Origin of the sequence: Micromonospora sp. NPDC048947 (assembly GCF_040649495.1) — a bacterium.
GTDB lineage: Bacteria > Actinomycetota > Actinomycetes > Mycobacteriales > Micromonosporaceae > Micromonospora > Micromonospora alfalfae.
Map to the genome: position 1 here is coordinate 63,479 of NZ_JBEZFO010000021.1, position 16,205 is coordinate 79,683.

The 16,205-nt window shown below is 72.5% G+C and carries 12 protein-coding genes; 6 read left to right on the top strand and 6 right to left on the bottom strand.

Features of this window, described 5'->3' with window-relative positions:
- The first annotated feature begins 138 nt into the window (after positions 1–138).
- From AB0B98_RS26575 to gatA, 3 genes are all read left to right on the top strand, one after another.
- The gene (locus AB0B98_RS26575; RefSeq protein ID WP_357366156.1) at positions 139–2,811 is read left to right on the top strand and encodes a bifunctional diguanylate cyclase/phosphodiesterase; all 2,673 of its coding nucleotides are present in this window, start codon (positions 139–141) and stop codon (positions 2,809–2,811) included.
- Positions 2,812–2,956: 145 nt separating this feature from the next.
- The gene (gene gatC / locus AB0B98_RS26580; RefSeq protein WP_091393256.1) at positions 2,957–3,262 is read left to right on the top strand and encodes an Asp-tRNA(Asn)/Glu-tRNA(Gln) amidotransferase subunit GatC; all 306 of its coding nucleotides are present in this window, start codon (positions 2,957–2,959) and stop codon (positions 3,260–3,262) included.
- 76 nt (positions 3,263–3,338) lie between these two features.
- The gene (gene gatA, locus AB0B98_RS26585; RefSeq protein ID WP_357366158.1) at positions 3,339–4,814 is read left to right on the top strand and encodes an Asp-tRNA(Asn)/Glu-tRNA(Gln) amidotransferase subunit GatA; all 1,476 of its coding nucleotides are present in this window, start codon (positions 3,339–3,341) and stop codon (positions 4,812–4,814) included.
- A 72-nt stretch (positions 4,815–4,886) separates the two neighbouring features.
- Here the strand turns inward: gatA and AB0B98_RS26590 are convergent, their stop codons facing one another.
- Together AB0B98_RS26590 and AB0B98_RS26595 are read right to left on the bottom strand one after the other, a co-directional pair.
- Entirely contained in the window at positions 4,887–5,444 is a 558-nt protein-coding gene (locus AB0B98_RS26590) for a hypothetical protein (protein ID WP_357366160.1), read from the bottom strand.
- Positions 5,441–5,644, bottom strand: coding sequence for a hypothetical protein (locus tag AB0B98_RS26595; RefSeq protein WP_357366162.1), 204 nt, complete (start codon positions 5,642–5,644; stop codon positions 5,441–5,443). Before AB0B98_RS26595 ends, AB0B98_RS26590 begins: the two co-directional genes overlap by 4 nt.
- 162 nt (positions 5,645–5,806) lie before the next feature.
- Here AB0B98_RS26595 and gatB point away from each other — a divergent pair, with 162 nt between their 5' ends.
- Together gatB and AB0B98_RS26605 are read left to right on the top strand one after the other, a co-directional pair.
- Complete coding sequence (gene gatB, locus AB0B98_RS26600) at positions 5,807–7,306, top strand: Asp-tRNA(Asn)/Glu-tRNA(Gln) amidotransferase subunit GatB (RefSeq protein WP_203150358.1); 1,500 nt, start codon at positions 5,807–5,809, stop codon at positions 7,304–7,306.
- 125 nt (positions 7,307–7,431) lie between these two features.
- Positions 7,432–9,789, top strand: a complete 2,358-nt coding sequence (locus AB0B98_RS26605) for a pyruvate dehydrogenase (protein ID WP_357366164.1) — start codon at positions 7,432–7,434, stop codon at positions 9,787–9,789.
- Between the two features lie 44 nt (positions 9,790–9,833).
- Here the strand turns inward: AB0B98_RS26605 and AB0B98_RS26610 are convergent, their stop codons facing one another.
- The 3 genes from AB0B98_RS26610 to AB0B98_RS26620 all read right to left on the bottom strand — a co-directional run bounded on the left by AB0B98_RS26610 (position 9,834) and on the right by AB0B98_RS26620 (position 14,569).
- Positions 9,834–11,438, bottom strand: a complete 1,605-nt coding sequence (locus AB0B98_RS26610) for a metallophosphoesterase (protein ID WP_357366166.1) — start codon at positions 11,436–11,438, stop codon at positions 9,834–9,836.
- A gap of 60 nt (positions 11,439–11,498) precedes the next feature.
- The gene (locus AB0B98_RS26615; protein ID WP_357366167.1) at positions 11,499–12,671 is read right to left on the bottom strand and encodes a PQQ-dependent sugar dehydrogenase; all 1,173 of its coding nucleotides are present in this window, start codon (positions 12,669–12,671) and stop codon (positions 11,499–11,501) included.
- Between the two features lie 80 nt (positions 12,672–12,751).
- Positions 12,752–14,569, bottom strand: a complete 1,818-nt coding sequence (locus AB0B98_RS26620) for a GAF domain-containing SpoIIE family protein phosphatase (RefSeq protein WP_357366169.1) — start codon at positions 14,567–14,569, stop codon at positions 12,752–12,754.
- 184 nt (positions 14,570–14,753) lie between these two features.
- Between AB0B98_RS26620 and AB0B98_RS26625 the strand changes: the two genes are divergently transcribed.
- A complete protein-coding gene (locus AB0B98_RS26625) occupies positions 14,754–15,680 on the top strand; it encodes a 2-hydroxyacid dehydrogenase (protein WP_357270142.1) in 927 nt (308 codons plus the stop codon).
- Here the strand turns inward: AB0B98_RS26625 and AB0B98_RS26630 are convergent.
- Complete coding sequence (locus AB0B98_RS26630) at positions 15,674–16,066, bottom strand: PH domain-containing protein (RefSeq protein ID WP_357366171.1); 393 nt, start codon at positions 16,064–16,066, stop codon at positions 15,674–15,676. The genes AB0B98_RS26625 and AB0B98_RS26630 overlap by 7 nt on opposite strands.
- Positions 16,067–16,205 lie beyond the last annotated feature (139 nt).

The window sequence follows — 16,205 nt, forward strand, 5'->3', positions numbered from 1 at the left end:
CGGCGACTGGCCGCGTATACCAACTTAATTACGACTACGACCGATTCGTGACTGTCATACCGGGAAACTGGGGGCCGAGGGCGTTTCATTGGGTCACGGCGCGCGCACCGGCACGCCGATGGTCGGTCGGGAGGTGTGGTGGAGGTCGCCGACCCACGCAACTCGCTTCCTGCGGGACGGGTCGCACCGTTCGCCGCCTTCGTCGCCGGCATCCTGGCGGTCGCCGCGCTGACCGCCGCCGTTCCACTCGCGAGGCTCCCCGGCGAGTTGTCCGAGTTGCCGGTGGCGTTCTGGACGATGGCCGCGCTCGCCGTGATCTGCGACGCGCGCCCGTTCGTGCCACCGGGGCGCCGGCAGACGTCGGCGGTGTTTCCGTCCACCTGTTTCACCTTCGCGATCCTGCTCGGCTGGGGTCTCGGCCCGGCGGTGGTGGTGCAGGCGGTGGGCGTCGTCGTCTCGGGTTGGCGGATGCGGCACGCGGCCTGGCGCACGGCGTTCAACGTCGGCCAGTACGCGTGTGCCCTCGCCGCCGCGTACGGGGTGATCCAGCTCAGCTCCGGCACCATCTTCTCCGGCGGGCGGTTGCACTGGACCGACGTGGCCGCCGTCGGCGGTGCCGTGCTGGCCTGGTTCGTCGTCAACTACGGGTTGGTCAGCTGGGCGGTGCGGCTGCGGTTCGGGGACCGCTGGTGGCCCACCGTCCGTCAGGGCCTCGGCTTCGAGTTGCTGTCCACCGGCTCGCTGCTGCTGCTCGCCCCGGTGCTGGTCGCGGCGGCGCGGGTCAGCGCCGCGCTGATCCCGCTGGTGCTGGTGCCGCTCTTCGCCGTCTACCGGATGGCGCGGTTGACAAACGAACAGCAGCACCTTGCCGCCGCCGACCCGCTGACCGGGCTGCCCAACCGCAAGGCACTGCTGGCCGAGGTGGCCGAGCAGGTGCACCTGCATGCGGAGCGGACCGCCCGTGGTGAACCCGACGGGCAGCTCGCGCTCCTGCTGATCGACCTGGACCGTTTCAAGAACGTCAACGACGCCCTTGGGCACGCCGTGGGCGACCGACTGCTGGTCGAGGTCAGCGCCCGGCTCACCGACATGCAGCCCCGGCCACAGATGATCGCCCGGCTGGGCGGTGACGAGTTCGCCATCGTGATGACCGGGCTGACCGACGTCGGTCAGGCGCGGGAGTTGGCCGACCGGGTGGTTCAGGCGCTGGCCGAGCCGGTGCCGCTTGACGGGTTGCCGCTGGACGTGGGCGGGTCGATCGGGATCGCCCTCTTCCCGGAGCACGGCGAGGACTTCGCCACCCTGATGCGCCACGCCGACGTGGCGATGTACGACGCCAAACACCGCAACGACACGGTGGCCGTGTACGCCCCGGAGTCCGACCACAATTCCGCCGAGCGACTCGGCCTCCTCGCCGACCTGCGCCGCGTACTGGAGACCAGCCCTTCGGCCGAGGGGCCGTTCGACGGCGACGCCGAGTCGGCTGTTCAGGGCCAGGGCGAGGGTGTGGAGCCGGACGGGAACGGCCGGCACGGCGTGCCGGGCGACGCCGAGCGGAGCGCCGACGTACCCCTTGTCGCGTCGGCTGAGGTGCGCGGCGGTGACGGGGCGGCGCTGCCCACCGGCGCCCCGGCCGAGGGCGCGCTGCCCACCGCGGCGTCGGACCGGTCCGCGCCAGCGACGGACCCGGCGCCGACGCTCGCCCCGGCGCCACCGGGAGCGGCAAGGTGGTGGCCACGGCGTCGGCGCACCGACGCCGAGCTGGTGCACTCCGATGAGCTGATCAACCGGATCGCCACCGGAGCCGACCCCATCCGGGGCCGCAACGCCCGTGCCACTGTCGCCGGCACCCGTTCCGGCTCGGCCCGGGAGCGGCGCGCCGGGGGCGGGGTCGGTCGGCGGTCCCCGAACGGGAGCGCTGTGGGCAGGGGCCGGACCGGGGGGCGGCGGGACGTCGGGCCGGGTGCGTCCGGGCAGCCACTGGAACCGACCGGGTGGGCGCACGCGGACGATGAGCCGGCCGACGACGCCGGGGAAATCACCATGTACTACCAACCGCAGATCGCCATCGCGACCGGCGAGGTGGTCGGCGTCGAGGCGCTGCTGCGGTGGCGGCACCCCCGGCGGGGCATGGTCGACCCGGAGGAACTCATCCGGGTCGCCGAGCAGAGCGCCGTGATGCGACTGCTCACCCGTCGTGTCGTCGACGACGTGGTGGAACAGCTCGCCAAGTGGTCGGCGGCCGGCATCGGCCTGCGCGCCGCGCTGAACGTGAGCGTGCGCGACCTGCACACCGGCGAGATCGCCGACCAGATCGCCGATCGGCTGGCCCGCTACGGGGTGCCGGCCGAGCGCCTTCAGGTCGAGATCACCGAGGGCGCGTTGATGGCCGACCCGCGTCGGGTGCTGGCCACCATCTCCCGGCTGCACCGGATCGGGGTGGCCATCGCGCTCGACGACTTCGGCACCGGCTACTCCTCGCTCCAGCACCTGCGCCGCCTGCCGCTGTCCGAGGTGAAGGTGGACCGGTCGTTCGTTCTGGGCATGGCCGACGACGCCGACGACGCGGCGATCGTCCGATCCATGATTGAGCTGGCCGGCGCGCTGGGGCTGCGGGTGGTCGCCGAGGGTGTCGAGGACGAGCGGACCTGGCGGATGCTGCACGCCGCTGGCTGCGATGCCGCTCAGGGTTGGTTCTACGCCCGGCCGATGCCGGCCGAGGAGTTGGTCACCTGGCTGGCCCGGTACCGGCCGGTGCGCCCGACCGGCGGGCACCCGCAGCCGGATGTCGCTCGCCGGCCCACCCGCTGACCCCGCACGAGGGCCGCCGGAGGGGGAGTCGGGGACGCGGCACCGGAGCGGAACAATAGACTCGCTCCGGTCACCGCGTGTCACGCTCCACCTGTCGCGCGGCCGGCACACCGCCCGACCAGCAGGAATTCAGAAGGGGGCACTGATGGCCGCCATCTCCCGCGAGGAGGTCGCGCACCTGGCGCGCCTGTCGCGGCTCGCCGTCACCGAGGAGGAGCTGGACACGTTCGCCGGTCAGCTCGACGTGATCCTCCAGGCGGTCGCCCAGGTCGGCGAGGTCGCCGCCGCGGACATCCCGCCGACCTCGCACTCGGTGCCGCTGACCAACATCTTCCGCGAGGACGTCGTCACGCCGTGCCTGACCCCGGAGGAAGCGCTGTCGGGCGCGCCCGACGCCGAGGACCAGCGGTTCCGCGTACCGCGGATCCTGACCGAGGATGTGGCCTCATGAGCGAGCGGCAGCGAGCGAATCAGCAGTGCAGCGCGGTGGTGCCTCATGGCGTCGCGGAGCGAAGCGGAGTGACGGCATGAGCGACTTGATCAGAATGACCGCGACGGAGATCGCGGCCCTGGTCGCCGGGGGCGAGACCTCCGCTGTCGAGGTGACCCAGGCGCACCTGGACCGGATCGCCGCTGTCGACGACCGGGTGCACGCCTTCCTGCACGTCGACACCGAGGGCGCGCTCGCCGCGGCCCGCGCGGTGGACGAGCGCCGGGCCGCCGGCGAGGAGTTGGGCCCGCTCGCGGGTGTGCCGGTCGCGGTCAAGGACGTGCTCGCCACCCGTGGCGTGCCGACCACTGTGGGGTCGAAGATCCTGGAGGGCTGGCGCCCGCCGTACGACGCGACGATCGTGCAGCGGCTGCGGGACGCCGGCACTGTGATGCTCGGCAAGACCAACATGGACGAGTTCGCGATGGGCTCCTCCACCGAATACTCGGCGTACGGCCCGACGCACAACCCGTGGGACCTGAGCCGGATCCCGGGTGGTTCGGGTGGTGGCAGCGCCGCCGCGCTGGCCGCGTACGAGGCGCCGCTGGCGATCGGCTCGGACACCGGCGGCTCGATCCGCCAGCCCGGTGCGGTCACCGGCACCGTGGGCGCCAAGCCCACCTACGGCGGCACCTCCCGTTACGGGCTGGTGGCGTTCTCCTCGTCGCTCGACACCCCCGGCCCGTGTGCCCGGACGGTGCTCGACGCGGCCCTGCTGCACCAGGTGATCGGCGGGCACGACCCGCGCGACTCCACTTCCATCCCGCAGCCGGTGCCGGACGTGGTGGCGGCGGCGAAGCTCGGTGCTACCGGCGACCTGACGGGTGTGCGGCTCGGCATCGTGAGCGAGTTCGTCGGCGAGGGCGCCGAGCCGGGCGTGATGGCCGCGTTCCGTGAGTCGGTGGACGCGCTGACCAAGATGGGTGCCGAGGTCGTCGAGGTGTCCTGCCCGACGTTCGCGTACGCGCTGCCGGCGTACTACCTGATCGCCCCGAGCGAGTGCTCCTCCAACCTGGCCCGGTTCGACGGTGTCCGGTTCGGCCTGCGGGTCGGCGACGACGGCAACCGGTCGCTGGAGGAGGTCATGTCGCTGACCCGGGAGGCCGGCTTCGGCCCGGAGGTCAAGCGCCGCATCATGATCGGCACGTACGCGCTGTCGTCGGGTTACTACGACGCGTACTACGGGCAGGCGCAGAAGGTCCGGACGCTCATCACCCGGGACTTCACCGCCGCGTTCGAGCGGGTCGACGCGCTGATCTCGCCGACCACCCCGTCGGTGGCGTTCCCGATCGGCGCGCGGACCGCCGACCCGTACCAGATGTACCTGGCCGACCTGTACACGATTCCGACGAACCTGTACGGCGGGCCGGGCATCTCGGTGCCCTGTGGGCTGTCCGAGGGGCTGCCGGTCGGTATGCAGGTGATGGCCCCGACGATGGCCGACGACCGGATGTACCGGGTCGCCGCCGCGTTGGAGTCCGCCGTCGGCACGTTCACCCCGCCGACGCTCTAGACCGGAACCGCATCGGCGCCGAGGGACGTGTCCCTCGGCGCCGATCGCGCGTCCGGGCAGGTGGGGTGTCGATCAGGGCTGGCTCGGCGGCCCGGCGAGGTAGCGGCGGGCCTCCCGCAGGCCACGCCAGCGATACCAGGCGGCACCTCCCCAGAGCAGGAGCAGTAGTACGGCCAGCACGCGGGTGAACGGGCGGACCGGGCTCACCAGGGGTGGCAGTTGGCTGAGGAAGCCTGCCGCGAACAGCACCAGCAACCAGCGTTGACGGACGCGGGACCCAGCCTCAGTGCGAGCCAGCGCGTCGAGACGGGGGTCGTCGGTGGACCCGTCGCGTAACACCTGCGCGACCTGCCGCTTCGTCGCCGGGTCGGCACCGGTCGTCCGGGGCATCCGCCTGATCAGCCGGCGCCCGAAGACGAGGGCGACGACCGCGCCGACCAGCGGCGGGATGAGCATCAGCCCGAACGACATGAGCAGCTGGTCGGACTTCACTGTGTCGCGGCCGACAAAGGTGGCGGTGCCCAGCGCGGCGGTGGCGACCACGGCGACCGCGGCGACGACGTACGTGCTGCGGCGTTGCCGCCGCCGCGTCACCTGTTCGTCAGCGGCGACACGTCCCCCGCTCGTCACGGCCGCCCCCGATTCCGGCGCCACCGTCCCAGCAGGTGCACCACTGCGTACGCGATCACCAGCGCCGCCACCCCGGGCAGCACCATGCCGATCACCAACTCGGCGGCCGTGTCCGGCTTCCGGTCCTCTCCGGAGGCGAACCAGCTGACCAGTGTCACCACGACGGCCACCGCCCACACCGCGACCACCCCGACGAGCACCGGCCGGGCTGCATTCCTCGCTCTCTCCCCGTATTCGTCATTGTCGCTCCGTACCCCGCTGTCGGTAACGCCACGCACGCCGGACGAAACCCGGCCGAGGATTGATCGGGCAACCCCATTAGGCTGGACAGGTTCTGTCCCGGATCGCGCCTGGAGCGTCTCATGACCACGACACTGCCCGCGTACGACGAGGTCGTTGCGCGCTTCGAACCGGTGATCGGCCTGGAGACCCACGTCGAGCTGGGCACGAACACCAAGATGTTCTGTGGTTGCCCGACCGACTTCGGCGGCGAGCCGAACACCCGGGTCTGCCCGGTGTGCCTGGGCCTGCCCGGTTCGCTGCCGGTGGCCAACAAGGCGGCCATCGAGGCGATCATCCGGATCGGCCTGGCGTTGAACTGCTCGATCGCCGAGTGGTGCCGGTTCGCCCGGAAGAACTACTTCTACCCGGACATGCCGAAGAACTTCCAGATCAGCCAGTACGACGAGCCGATCTGCGTCGACGGTTACCTGGACGTCGAGGTGGGCGGTGAGACGGTGCGGATCGAGATCGAGCGGGTGCACCTCGAGGAGGACACCGGCAAGACGCTGCACGTCGGCGGCGCCACCGGCCGCATCCACGGCGCGACGGAGTCGCTGGTCGACTACAACCGGGCCGGCATCCCGCTGGTCGAGATCGTCACCAAGCCGATCACGGGCACCGGTGCGCTCGCCCCCGAGGTGGCCAAGGCGTACGTCGCCGAGCTGCGCGACGTGATCCGCACCCTCGGCGTCTCCGACGTGCGGATGGAGGAGGGGTCGCTGCGCTGCGACGTGAACACCTCGCTCAACCTGCCGGGCGCGGAGTGGGGCACCCGCACCGAGACCAAGAACGTCAACTCGCTGCGGTCGGTGGAGCGGGCGGTCCGCTCGGAGATGCTGCGGCAGGCGTCGGTGCTCGACGCGGGCGGCCGGATCACCCAGGAGACCCGGCACTTCCACGAGGACACCGGTGACACCACGCCGGGTCGCTCGAAGGAGACGGCCACCGACTACCGGTACTTCCCCGAGCCGGATCTGGTGCCGATCGCCCCGGACCCGGCCTGGGTCGCCGAGCTGAAGGCCGCCCTGCCGGAGCTGCCCCGGGTGCACCGGCGTCGGCTCCAGGAGCAGTGGGGCCTCTCTGACCTGGACATGCAGTCGGTGCTGAACGCCGGCGCGGTCGAGCTGATCGAGGCGACGGTGGCCGCCGGCACCACCCCGGCCGCGGCCCGCAAGTGGTGGCTCGGTGAGCTGTCCCGCCGGGCCAACGAGAGCGGCGTGGAGCTGGCCGAGATCGGAGCCACGCCCGCCCAGGTCGCCGAGCTTCAGGGTCTTGTCGACGCCGGCAAGCTCAACGACAAGATGGCCCGCACGGTGCTGGAGGGCGTTGTCGACGGTGAGGGCTCGCCCACCGAGATCATGACCAGCCGGGGCCTGGAGGTCGTGTCGGACACCGGCGCGCTCACCGCCGCCGTGGACGAGGCGATCGCCGCGAACCCGGGCATCGCCGACAAGATCCGCAGCGGCAAGGTCGCTGCGGTCGGCGCGCTGGTCGGCGCGGTGATGAAGACCACCCGTGGGCAGGCCGACGCGAAGACCCTGCGTGAGCTGATCCTGGAGCGCCTCGGCGTCCAGGGCTGAGAGACCCACCCGGAGCAGCCCGCCGCCGCGACCCGGCGGCGGCCTTCCGCCACCCCCTGTCGACCCACGCGGCCACCCCGCACCCCTCGCGAGGGCGTCAACGACGACGCCTGGATGGAGCCACCGTGACCGAGCACGACCTCGATGTCCTCGACGAGATCCAGCGGCGGGTGCTCTGGCTCGCCACCCGGATCGTGGACGCCGCCAACCATGACCGGGCCACCGGCGACGGTGTGAAGGTCGGCGGCCACCAGGCGTCCAGCGCCTCGCTGGTCACGGCGATGACAGCGCTCTGGTTCGCGCACCTGGACGCCGAGGACCGGGTCGCCGTGAAGCCGCACGCGTCCCCGGTGTTCCACGCCATCCAGTACCTGCTCGGCAACCTGGACCGCTCCTACCTGCCCCGGCTGCGGGCCCGTGGCGGCCTCCAGTCGTACCCGTCGCGCACCAAGGACCCGGACGCTGTGGACTTCTCCACCGGTTCGGTCGGCCTGGGCGCGGCGGCGCCGCTCTTCGCCGCCGCCACCCGGCGGTACGTCGACGCGCACTTCGGGGCCCGCCCGCACTCCCGGTTCGTGGCGTTGATCGGCGACGCCGAACTGGACGAGGGAAACATCTGGGAGGCGGTCGCCGACCCGGCGACCACCGGGCTGGGCAACGTCATGTGGCTGGTCGACTTCAACCGCCAGTCGCTGGACCGGGTGGTCCCCGGCATCCGGATCAACCAGTGGCGGGGCCAGTTCGAGGCGGCCGGCTGGCACGTCGTGGAGGTCAAGTACGGCCGTCGGCTCGCCGAGGCGTACGCCCGGCCGGGCGGTGAGGCGCTGCGCGACTGGATCGACGCGATGCCGAACGAGCAGTACCAGTCGCTGTTCGGGCTGGTCGGGCCGGCGCTGCGCAAGCAGTTCCTGGACGGCGCTCCGGCCGGCATCGCCGAGCTGATCGCCGACGTCTCCGACGAGGAACTCGGCCCGCTCGTCACCGACCTGGGCGGGCACGACCTTCAGGCGATGCTTGACGCGTACGCCCAGTGCGACGCGGTCACCGACCGGCCCAGCGTCGTCTTCGCGTACACGGTCAAGGGTTGGGGGTTGCCCATCGCCGGCAATCCGCGCAACCATTCCGCGCTGCTCAGCTCAGAGCAGGTCGACACGTTGCGCGCCGCGCAGGGGTTGACCGCCGAGACCGAGTGGGACCGCCTCGACCCGGCGTCACCCGCCGGGATCCAGGCCGGCGCCCGCCGGGAGGCGCTGTCCCGCGCGCCGCGCGAGCGCGCGCTGGGGGTCACCGTTCCGGAGAGCACGGGAGTACGCGCCAACAAGCCGATCTCCACCCAGGAGGCCTTCGGGCGGGTGCTCGTGGACCTGGCGCGGGACCGGGAGGTGAGCCGCTACCTGGTCACCACCGCCCCGGACGTGGCCACCTCCACCAACCTGGCCGGGTTCATCAACAAGACCGGGGTGTTCGCCCCCACCGAGCAGCGTTCCTGGACCGAGGACCGGATGCTGCGCTGGACGGAGAGCCCCGCCGGGCAGCACATCGAGCTGGGCATCTCGGAGATGAACCTGTTCCTGCTGCTCGGCCAGCTCGGGCTGTCCTGGGACCTGTCCGGGCAGCCGCTGCTGCCGGTGGGCACCGTCTACGACCCGTTCGTGCTGCGCGGCCTCGACGCCTTCCTCTACGGCACCTACTCCGGCTCCCGGTTCGTGGTGGCCGGCACCCCGTCCGGTATCACCCTCGCCCCGGAGGGCGGCGCCCACCAGTCCACGATCACCGCGTCGGTCGGCCTGGAGCTGCCCGGGGTGACGTTCGTCGAGCCGGCGTACGCGGCCACCCTCGACTGGCTGCTCTGCGACGCGCTCGGTCAGATCGCCGGTGGGGCGGCCCCGGCCGCGACGGCAGCACCCGCCGAGGACGGCGCGTACTACTTCCGGTTGAGCACCCGACCGCTGGATCAGGCGCCGTTCGAGGCGGCCCGTGCCCGGTTCGGTGACGCGGTGCTGCGCCGGCAGGTCGTCGCCGGGGCGTACCGGCTGGTCGACGCGCACCAGGCGTATCCGCACCTGGTCGACGCCCCGGTGGTGCAGCTTGCCGCCTCCGGCGCGGTGCTGCCCGAGGTGCTGGCCGCGGCGGCGGAGCTGGCCGACGAGGGCATCGCCGCACATGTTGTCGACGTGACGAGTCTCGACCGGCTGTACCGGGCCTGGCAGCGCACCCTTCGCCAGGGCGTACGGACGGCCACGGTGCCCAGCGTGCCGGGGGCGCTGCGGTCCGCGTTCGCCGATCGGGTGCCGGTGGTGACGGTGCACGACGCCGCGTCGCACGCGATGGCCTGGCTCGGTTCGGCGGTCGGCGCACCGGCGGTGCCACTCGGCGTGGACGAGTTCGGCCAGTCCGGCAGCGTCGCCGAGCTGTACGAACTGCACGACCTGCTGCCCGGCAGCATCGTCAACGCCGCGCTGGCCGCCATCGCCCTGCGCTGAGCCGTCGACCGCTCGCCGGTCCGCTGGCGGGCGTCGACGTCGGCTCAGCCGGTCGGCGTGGGCGTGGGTGTGGCGGGGACACCGCCGCTCGGCGTCGGCGTCGGTGTGGCGGGGACGCCGGCGCTCGGGTTCTCCACCAGGCGACGTTCCAGGTTGACCTGAGCCTGCCCGGTGCCGCCGACGGTGATGGTGTCGTACGCCTGGAGCAGCTTCTGCTGGTCGAAGTAGAGCACGCTCATCGACAGCGGGGTGGGCTTCTCACCCTCCAGGCCGCGCAGCCCGGCGCCGCCGGTGGAGCCCTCCACCATCAGCGTGGTGCGCTGCTGCCCGGGGGCCTGGGGCAGCTCGGAGACCTGCCGGGAGTGGGTGTGCCCGGCCAGCACCAGCGGGCAGGTGCCGGCGAGCGGCCCGGCCGACGCCGGGTCGTGCACGAGCGCGATGTCTACCGGTCGCGGTGAGCTGCGGACCGTCGCGGCGAGCTGGTTGCCGGCCGCGATCACCTGGTCGGCCACCTGTTGGGTCAACCCGCTGCCGGCCGGGGAGGTGTTCTTGTCCGGGGTGAAGCGCGGGTCGCCGATGCCGGCGATGGTCAGCCCGGCGACGGTGGTGGTCGTGTTGTTCAAGACGATCGCGTTCGGCTGACGGGCCACCGCGGCGGCGGTCTTGCCGGAGTCGTGGTTGCCCCGGATGAAGACGTACGGCTTCTTCAGCAGGCCGATCGAGGCCACGAAGGAGGCCTCCGGTTCGCTGCCCCAGTCGGTGATGTCCCCGGTGTCGATCACCACGTCGATGCCGAACTGCTCCACCACCGTCCGGATCAGTTGCCAGCCGGTCGGGTTGAGGTGCATGTCGGAGACGTGCAGCACCCGGGTGGTGCCCGGGGTCGGCTCCAACAGCGGAAGCGCCGACACTGTGGTGTAGAGCTGGCTGACGTTGCCGACCAGGCGCTGCAACTGCTCCGCGTACTTGGTGTAGTCGTTGGCGATCCGTCGGGCGTCACCGACGATGGCCGGCGCGTTGACCAGCAACCCCTCGTAGCGGGGTTCCTCGATGGCCTGCGGGCGAAGGGTCGCCGCCGCCGTGCCGAGGCTGCCGGCGGTGACCAGCAGCGCCAACCCTCCGGCCCAGGCGGTCCGCCGAACGTTGCGGAAGATCAGCCCGGCCAGGATCAACGTGACGAGCACCGACGCGCCGAGGGTACGCAGGCCGAGGCGCATCACCCCGGAGCGGACGTCCTCCACGGCGCTCTGACTGGCCCGGCTGATGCTGGCCGGGTCGTCGATCAACGCCTCGGTGCGCCCCTGGTCGAGGGCGCCCAGCCGGACGGTGAGATGGGTCGGCCCGTCGTGGCTGTCGAGCAGCAGCGCGCCGAGCGGCGGGATGTCGACGGTGGTGCCGCCGTCCCGGGCGGGGGAGATGCTGAGATTGGCCCGGAACGGGCCGATGTCGGTGCTCACCTGGCCGCCGGCCAGCACCCCGAGCACCGCCCCGGCCAGGGCCACGGCGAGGACCGCGACGACCAGCCCGAGGCGGCGCAGCGGGCCGGCGGCGCCGACCCACCAACCCGTCCGGCGCGGCCGATCGCCGCCGGTCACCGGGTCGTCCCGGTCATCGGCGTCGTCGTGCCGCTCGTCGCCTTGCCCGTCCATGCTGAAAGTCTGACCTGCCCGTCGGAAGATCTTGGCAAACCTGAACGGATGGTGACGCAATCAGCTGCGCCCGCCGTCACCACCCGCGAAGACCACCCGCAGGAGCCGGTCGTCGTCGCCCGCCGGGTCGCCCCGGCCGTCGTGGTTGGAAGTGCTCACCCAGAGCGACCCGTCCGGTGCCGCGGCCACCGCACGCAGTCGACCGTAGCGGTTGGTGAGCAGCTCACTGGGCTGACCGAGCAGGGTGCCGGTGTCGGTCAGCTCCATCACCCAGAGGCGCTTGCCGCGCAGGCAGCCGGTGACCAGCAGCCGGTCCGTGGCGGCCAGACCCGAGCAGGACGCGTCCGACGTCGCCCACTGCGCGATCGGGTCGGTGAACCGTTTGTCGCCGGCCTGGCCCTCGACCTCCGGCCAGCCGTAGTTGCCGCCCTTGGTGATCTGGTTGATCTCGTCCCAGGTGTTCTGGCCGAACTCGACGGCGTACATCCGCTTCGCGGCGTCCCAGGCGAAACCCTGCACGTTGCGGTGCCCCAGGGACCAGACCGGGGAGTTGGGGTACGGGTTGCCGGCGGCGGGCTTGCCGTCCGGGGTGATCCGGAGGATCTTGCCGCCGAGGCTCTTCACGTCCTGGGAGAGGGGGCGCTGACCGGCGTCTCCGGTGCTGACGTAGAGCTGCTTGTCCGGGCCGAAGCCCAGCCCGCCGCCGTTGTGCACATTGGCTTTGGGGATGCCGGTGAGGATCGGGGTGGGCTGCCCGCCGAGTTGCAGCCGGGCGACCCGGTTGTCCCGCTCGGTGGTGTAGTAGACGAACACCGTGCGGTCTCGGGCGTAGTCGGGGGAGACGGCGATGCCGAGCAGGCCACCCTCGCCCGCCGCCGCCACGTCCGGGACGGTCTGCACCGGGCGGACACGCAGCCCGTCCGGCCCGGACTCGGGGCCGACCTGGAGGATCCGGCCGTTGTCCCGTTCGGTGACCAACGCACCGCCGTCCGGCAGGAAAGCGATCGCCCACGGCACCCGCAGACCCTTGGCGAGCACCGTCGCCACCGCCTGCTGGCCGGCGCCGCCGGGGCTCGCCGACGCGGACGGGGTCGGCAGGTTGGGCGGTTCGCCGGCCGGGTCGGGCTCCGGCTCGCCGAAGCTGCAACCGGCCGTGAACAGCAGCGCCGCGCAGGACGCCGCGAGGGCCACCCGGAGGCGGCGGATGCGAGGGTACGGGGGACGGGCGTTCACCCGGCCCAGGGTAGCCCGCCGCGCGACCCGGCCGGGCCCGTCGAGATGCACCGGGTACCGATGGTCTCCGGTGGACCTGCTCAGCGGGCCCGTACGGCCAGCAGCGCGGTGTCGTCCTCGCGGTGCCGGATCGAGGCGAGCAGCAGGTCGCACAGGTCGTCGAGGGGCAGCGTGTCGGCGCCGGCCAGCCGGCCCGCCAGCTCGGCCAACCCCTCGTCGATGGAGCGGTCCCGCCGTTCGATCAGCCCGTCGGTGTAGAGCAGCAGGGTGTCGCCGGTGGCCAGGCTTGTCGACCGACTGCTCCGCGGCGACGGGCGGGCCAGACCGAGCAGCGGCTCCGGCGTCGCCGCCAGCACCTCGACCGCCCCGCCGACCCGGACCACCAGGGCCGGCGGGTGCCCGGCGTTGGACCAGGTCACCTCGTGCACACCAGCGCGCTGCGGACAGATCCGGACCAGCGTCGCGGTGGCGGCGATCGGCAGCCGCAGGCCACGGATGGCGCCATCCAGGTCGCTCATCAGGGACCCGACCGCGTCCGGCCGACCGAAGGCGTTGCCCCGCACCAGGTTGCGCAGTTGGCCCATGGTCGCCGCCGCCTCGATGTCGTGCCCGGCCACGTCCCCGATCGCCGCGATCACGTCGCCGTCGGGCTGCACGAAGGCGTCGTACCAGTCGCCGCCCACCTCTACCCGGTCGGCCGCCGGCTGGTATCGGGCCGCCAGTTCCAGTTCCGCCACCACCGGTAGCCGGGGCAGCATGCTGTGTTGCAGGACCTCGGCGACGTGCCGCTGCTCGCCGTACATCGAGCTGTTGCCGACGGCCTGACCGGCCCGGCGGCCGATGTCGACGGCGGTGAGCAGGTCCCGGTCGTCGAACTGCTGACGTTGGCCGCCGTTGACGAGGGTGATCGCCCCCAGCACCGTGCCGCCGACGCCGCGCACCGGCACTGTCAGGTAGGAGGCGATGCCCAGCCGGCTGGCGATGGAGGCCATCTCCGGGTGGGTGGTACCCCGCGTCACGTCGGCCAGGGACGCCACGCTGCCGAGCCGGGGCTGGCCGGTCCGGAGCACCGCCCGGATGATCGACTCGGGGCTCAGGCCGGTGCGCAGCAGCTCGCCGAAGCGGTCGACGTCCGCCGCGCGGGCCGGGTCCCGGTGCACCGAGACCACCTCGCGGGGCAGGCCGGTCGGCCCGATCAGGGTGAGCAGGCACCAGTCGGCGAGCAGCGGCACCATGGTGGCGGCGAGCCGCCGCAGCGCGGTGCCCACGTCCAGGGTGCCAGCGAGGGTCTCGCTGACCCCGGCCAGCAGTTCCAGCCGCTCGTGCGCCTGCACGACCCGCCGCCGAGCCTCCTGTGCGCCGTCGAGCGCGATCCGCAGTCGCAGCTCCGACGAGCAGGCGGCGGCCAGGTCGGCGAGGGTCCGCAGCTGCGCGGCAGTCCAGGCGCGAGGTTTGCTGTCCATGGCGCAGAGCGAGCCGAGCACCCGGCCGGAGAGGTCGGTCAGCGGCATCCCGGCGTACGCGACCACGCCGAGGTCGTCGATGGCCAGGTTGTCCCGGACGCGGGGGTAGAGCCGGGCGTCCGGCAGCACCATCGGCACCTGGATGTCCACCACGTGCTGACAGAACGAGTGGCTCAGCGCGGTCTGCCGGCGCTGCGACCAGGGCTCCGGCAACCCGACCGCGCCCGGGAAGAACTGCCGGTCGGCGGAGACCAACGAGACCAGCGCGACAGGCACGTCCAGCAGGTCGCTGACCAGCCGGGCGAACCTGTCGAACGCCTCGTCCGGGGCGGCGTCCAGCCCGGTGTCGGCGAGCGAGCGCAATCGTTCTGGGTCGCCGAGCGCCATCGGTGGCGCGATCGGACGCCGGGGGGAGGCGGGGGAGCCGTCGGTCATCGTGCACCTGTCTGCCGGGCGGAGGCGGACGGCCCTCCGACCCTTCCTTATACCTCGCCAGGGCCCGGGTCGAACCTCGGTGTGCTGAGTCTCGCCCGCCGCGGCCCTGTGCGCCAGCGCTCGGTACGTCGGTTCACCGCCGTGCCCTCACCGGCTGCGGCGGCGGGGACTATCGTCAGCGGACGTGAAGGTATGGATTCCGCACCCGGCCGGCGTGAACCTCCTGGGCGAGCTGCCCGCGGACGTGACGGTGGAGGTCTTCGAGCACACCGATCGGATGCCGTCCGAGGCGGCCGACGTCCGCTTCTGGGTGCCGCCGTTCCTGGGTGGCTCGGACGCGACGGCGGTGCTGCGGGAGCTGCCCGACCTGGCGGTGGTGCAGTTGCTCTCCGCCGGGGCGGACGCCTGGGCCGGCCGGACACCGCCTGCTGTCACGCTCTGCGATGCCCGGGGTGTGCACGACCCGTCCACCGCCGAGTGGGTGGTCACCGCGATCCTCACCCAGCTGCGGGCGTTTCCGGCGTTCGTCCGCGCGCAGGCCGAGCGGCGCTGGGCGTATGCGGGGAACGCCCCGACCGACGAGCTGACCGGTAAGCGGGTGCTCATCATCGGCGCCGGCTCGATCGGCACCGCGGTACGCGACCGGCTCGCCCCGTTCGACGTGAGTTTCACACTGGTCGCCAGGACGGCCCGCCCGGAGCAGGGGGTGCACGCCGTCGAGGAGCTGCCCCGGCTGCTGCCCGACGCGGACGTGGTGGTGGTGCTGGTGCCGCTCACCGACCAGACCCGTGGCCTGATCGACAAGGCGTTCCTGGCCGCGATGCCGGACGGGGCGCTGCTGGTCAACGCCGCCCGGGGCCCGGTGGCGGACACCGAGGCGCTCGTCGCCGAGCTGGGCACCGGTCGGATCATGGCGGCGTTGGACGTCACCGACCCGGAGCCGCTGCCCGCGGACTCGCCGCTGTGGGTCATGCCGAACGTGCTGCTCACCCCACACGTGGCCGGGTCGGTGCGCGGGTTGTTGCCACGGGCCTACCGGCTGGTGGGCGACCAGGTCCGTCGGTTCGCCGCCGGGCAACCTCTGATCAACACGGTGGTCGACGGCTACTGACCGGGGGTCTCCGCCGCAGCGTCAGGCAGCTGCTGGCCGGTTGCCGCGACCAGTCGGGGCAGATCCGCCCCACGGACCGCCGGCAGGGTGACCTGGTGGCCGTCGTCGAGTCGGGCCACTGCGCGCCCGCGCTGGTCGGTGGTCAGCTCGACGACCTGGTCCCAGTCGATCCGACGTTGCCCGACCAGCGCCCGGATGCGTAGCTCCCGCGCGTCGGCGTCGGTGCCGGCCCGCCAGGCCCACACCGCGACGGCGAGTGGGACGAGCAGCACCGGCAGCAGGTAGTCCCGGGCGTTTGCCAGCGGCAGGGCGCCGACGAAGGCGATGATCGCGGCCACCAGGATGGCTTGGTTGTACCGGAAGCGGACCGTGTCGGGCTTACTCACCCTCCGATGATCCCACTTCATGTTGTTTCGGCTCGCGGCGGGCGGTGCCGGCGGCCTGCGGTACGCCGTACAGTGACACAGGTCGTTGTATCCCCTGAGTGACCGGCAAGTAACCAATTCGGCCGTCCATCGTTGCCAA

Coding starts and splice junctions, on each gene's coding strand:
- gatC (WP_091393256.1), top strand. CDS start 2,957: ATGGCCGCCATCTCCCGCGAGGAGGTCGCGCACCTGGCGCGCCTGTCG.
- gatA (WP_357366158.1), top strand. CDS start 3,339: ATGAGCGACTTGATCAGAATGACCGCGACGGAGATCGCGGCCCTGGTC.
- gatB (WP_203150358.1), top strand. CDS start 5,807: ATGACCACGACACTGCCCGCGTACGACGAGGTCGTTGCGCGCTTCGAA.
- AB0B98_RS26610 (WP_357366166.1), bottom strand. CDS start 11,438: ATGGACGGGCAAGGCGACGAGCGGCACGACGACGCCGATGACCGGGAC.
- AB0B98_RS26620 (WP_357366169.1), bottom strand. CDS start 14,569: ATGACCGACGGCTCCCCCGCCTCCCCCCGGCGTCCGATCGCGCCACCG.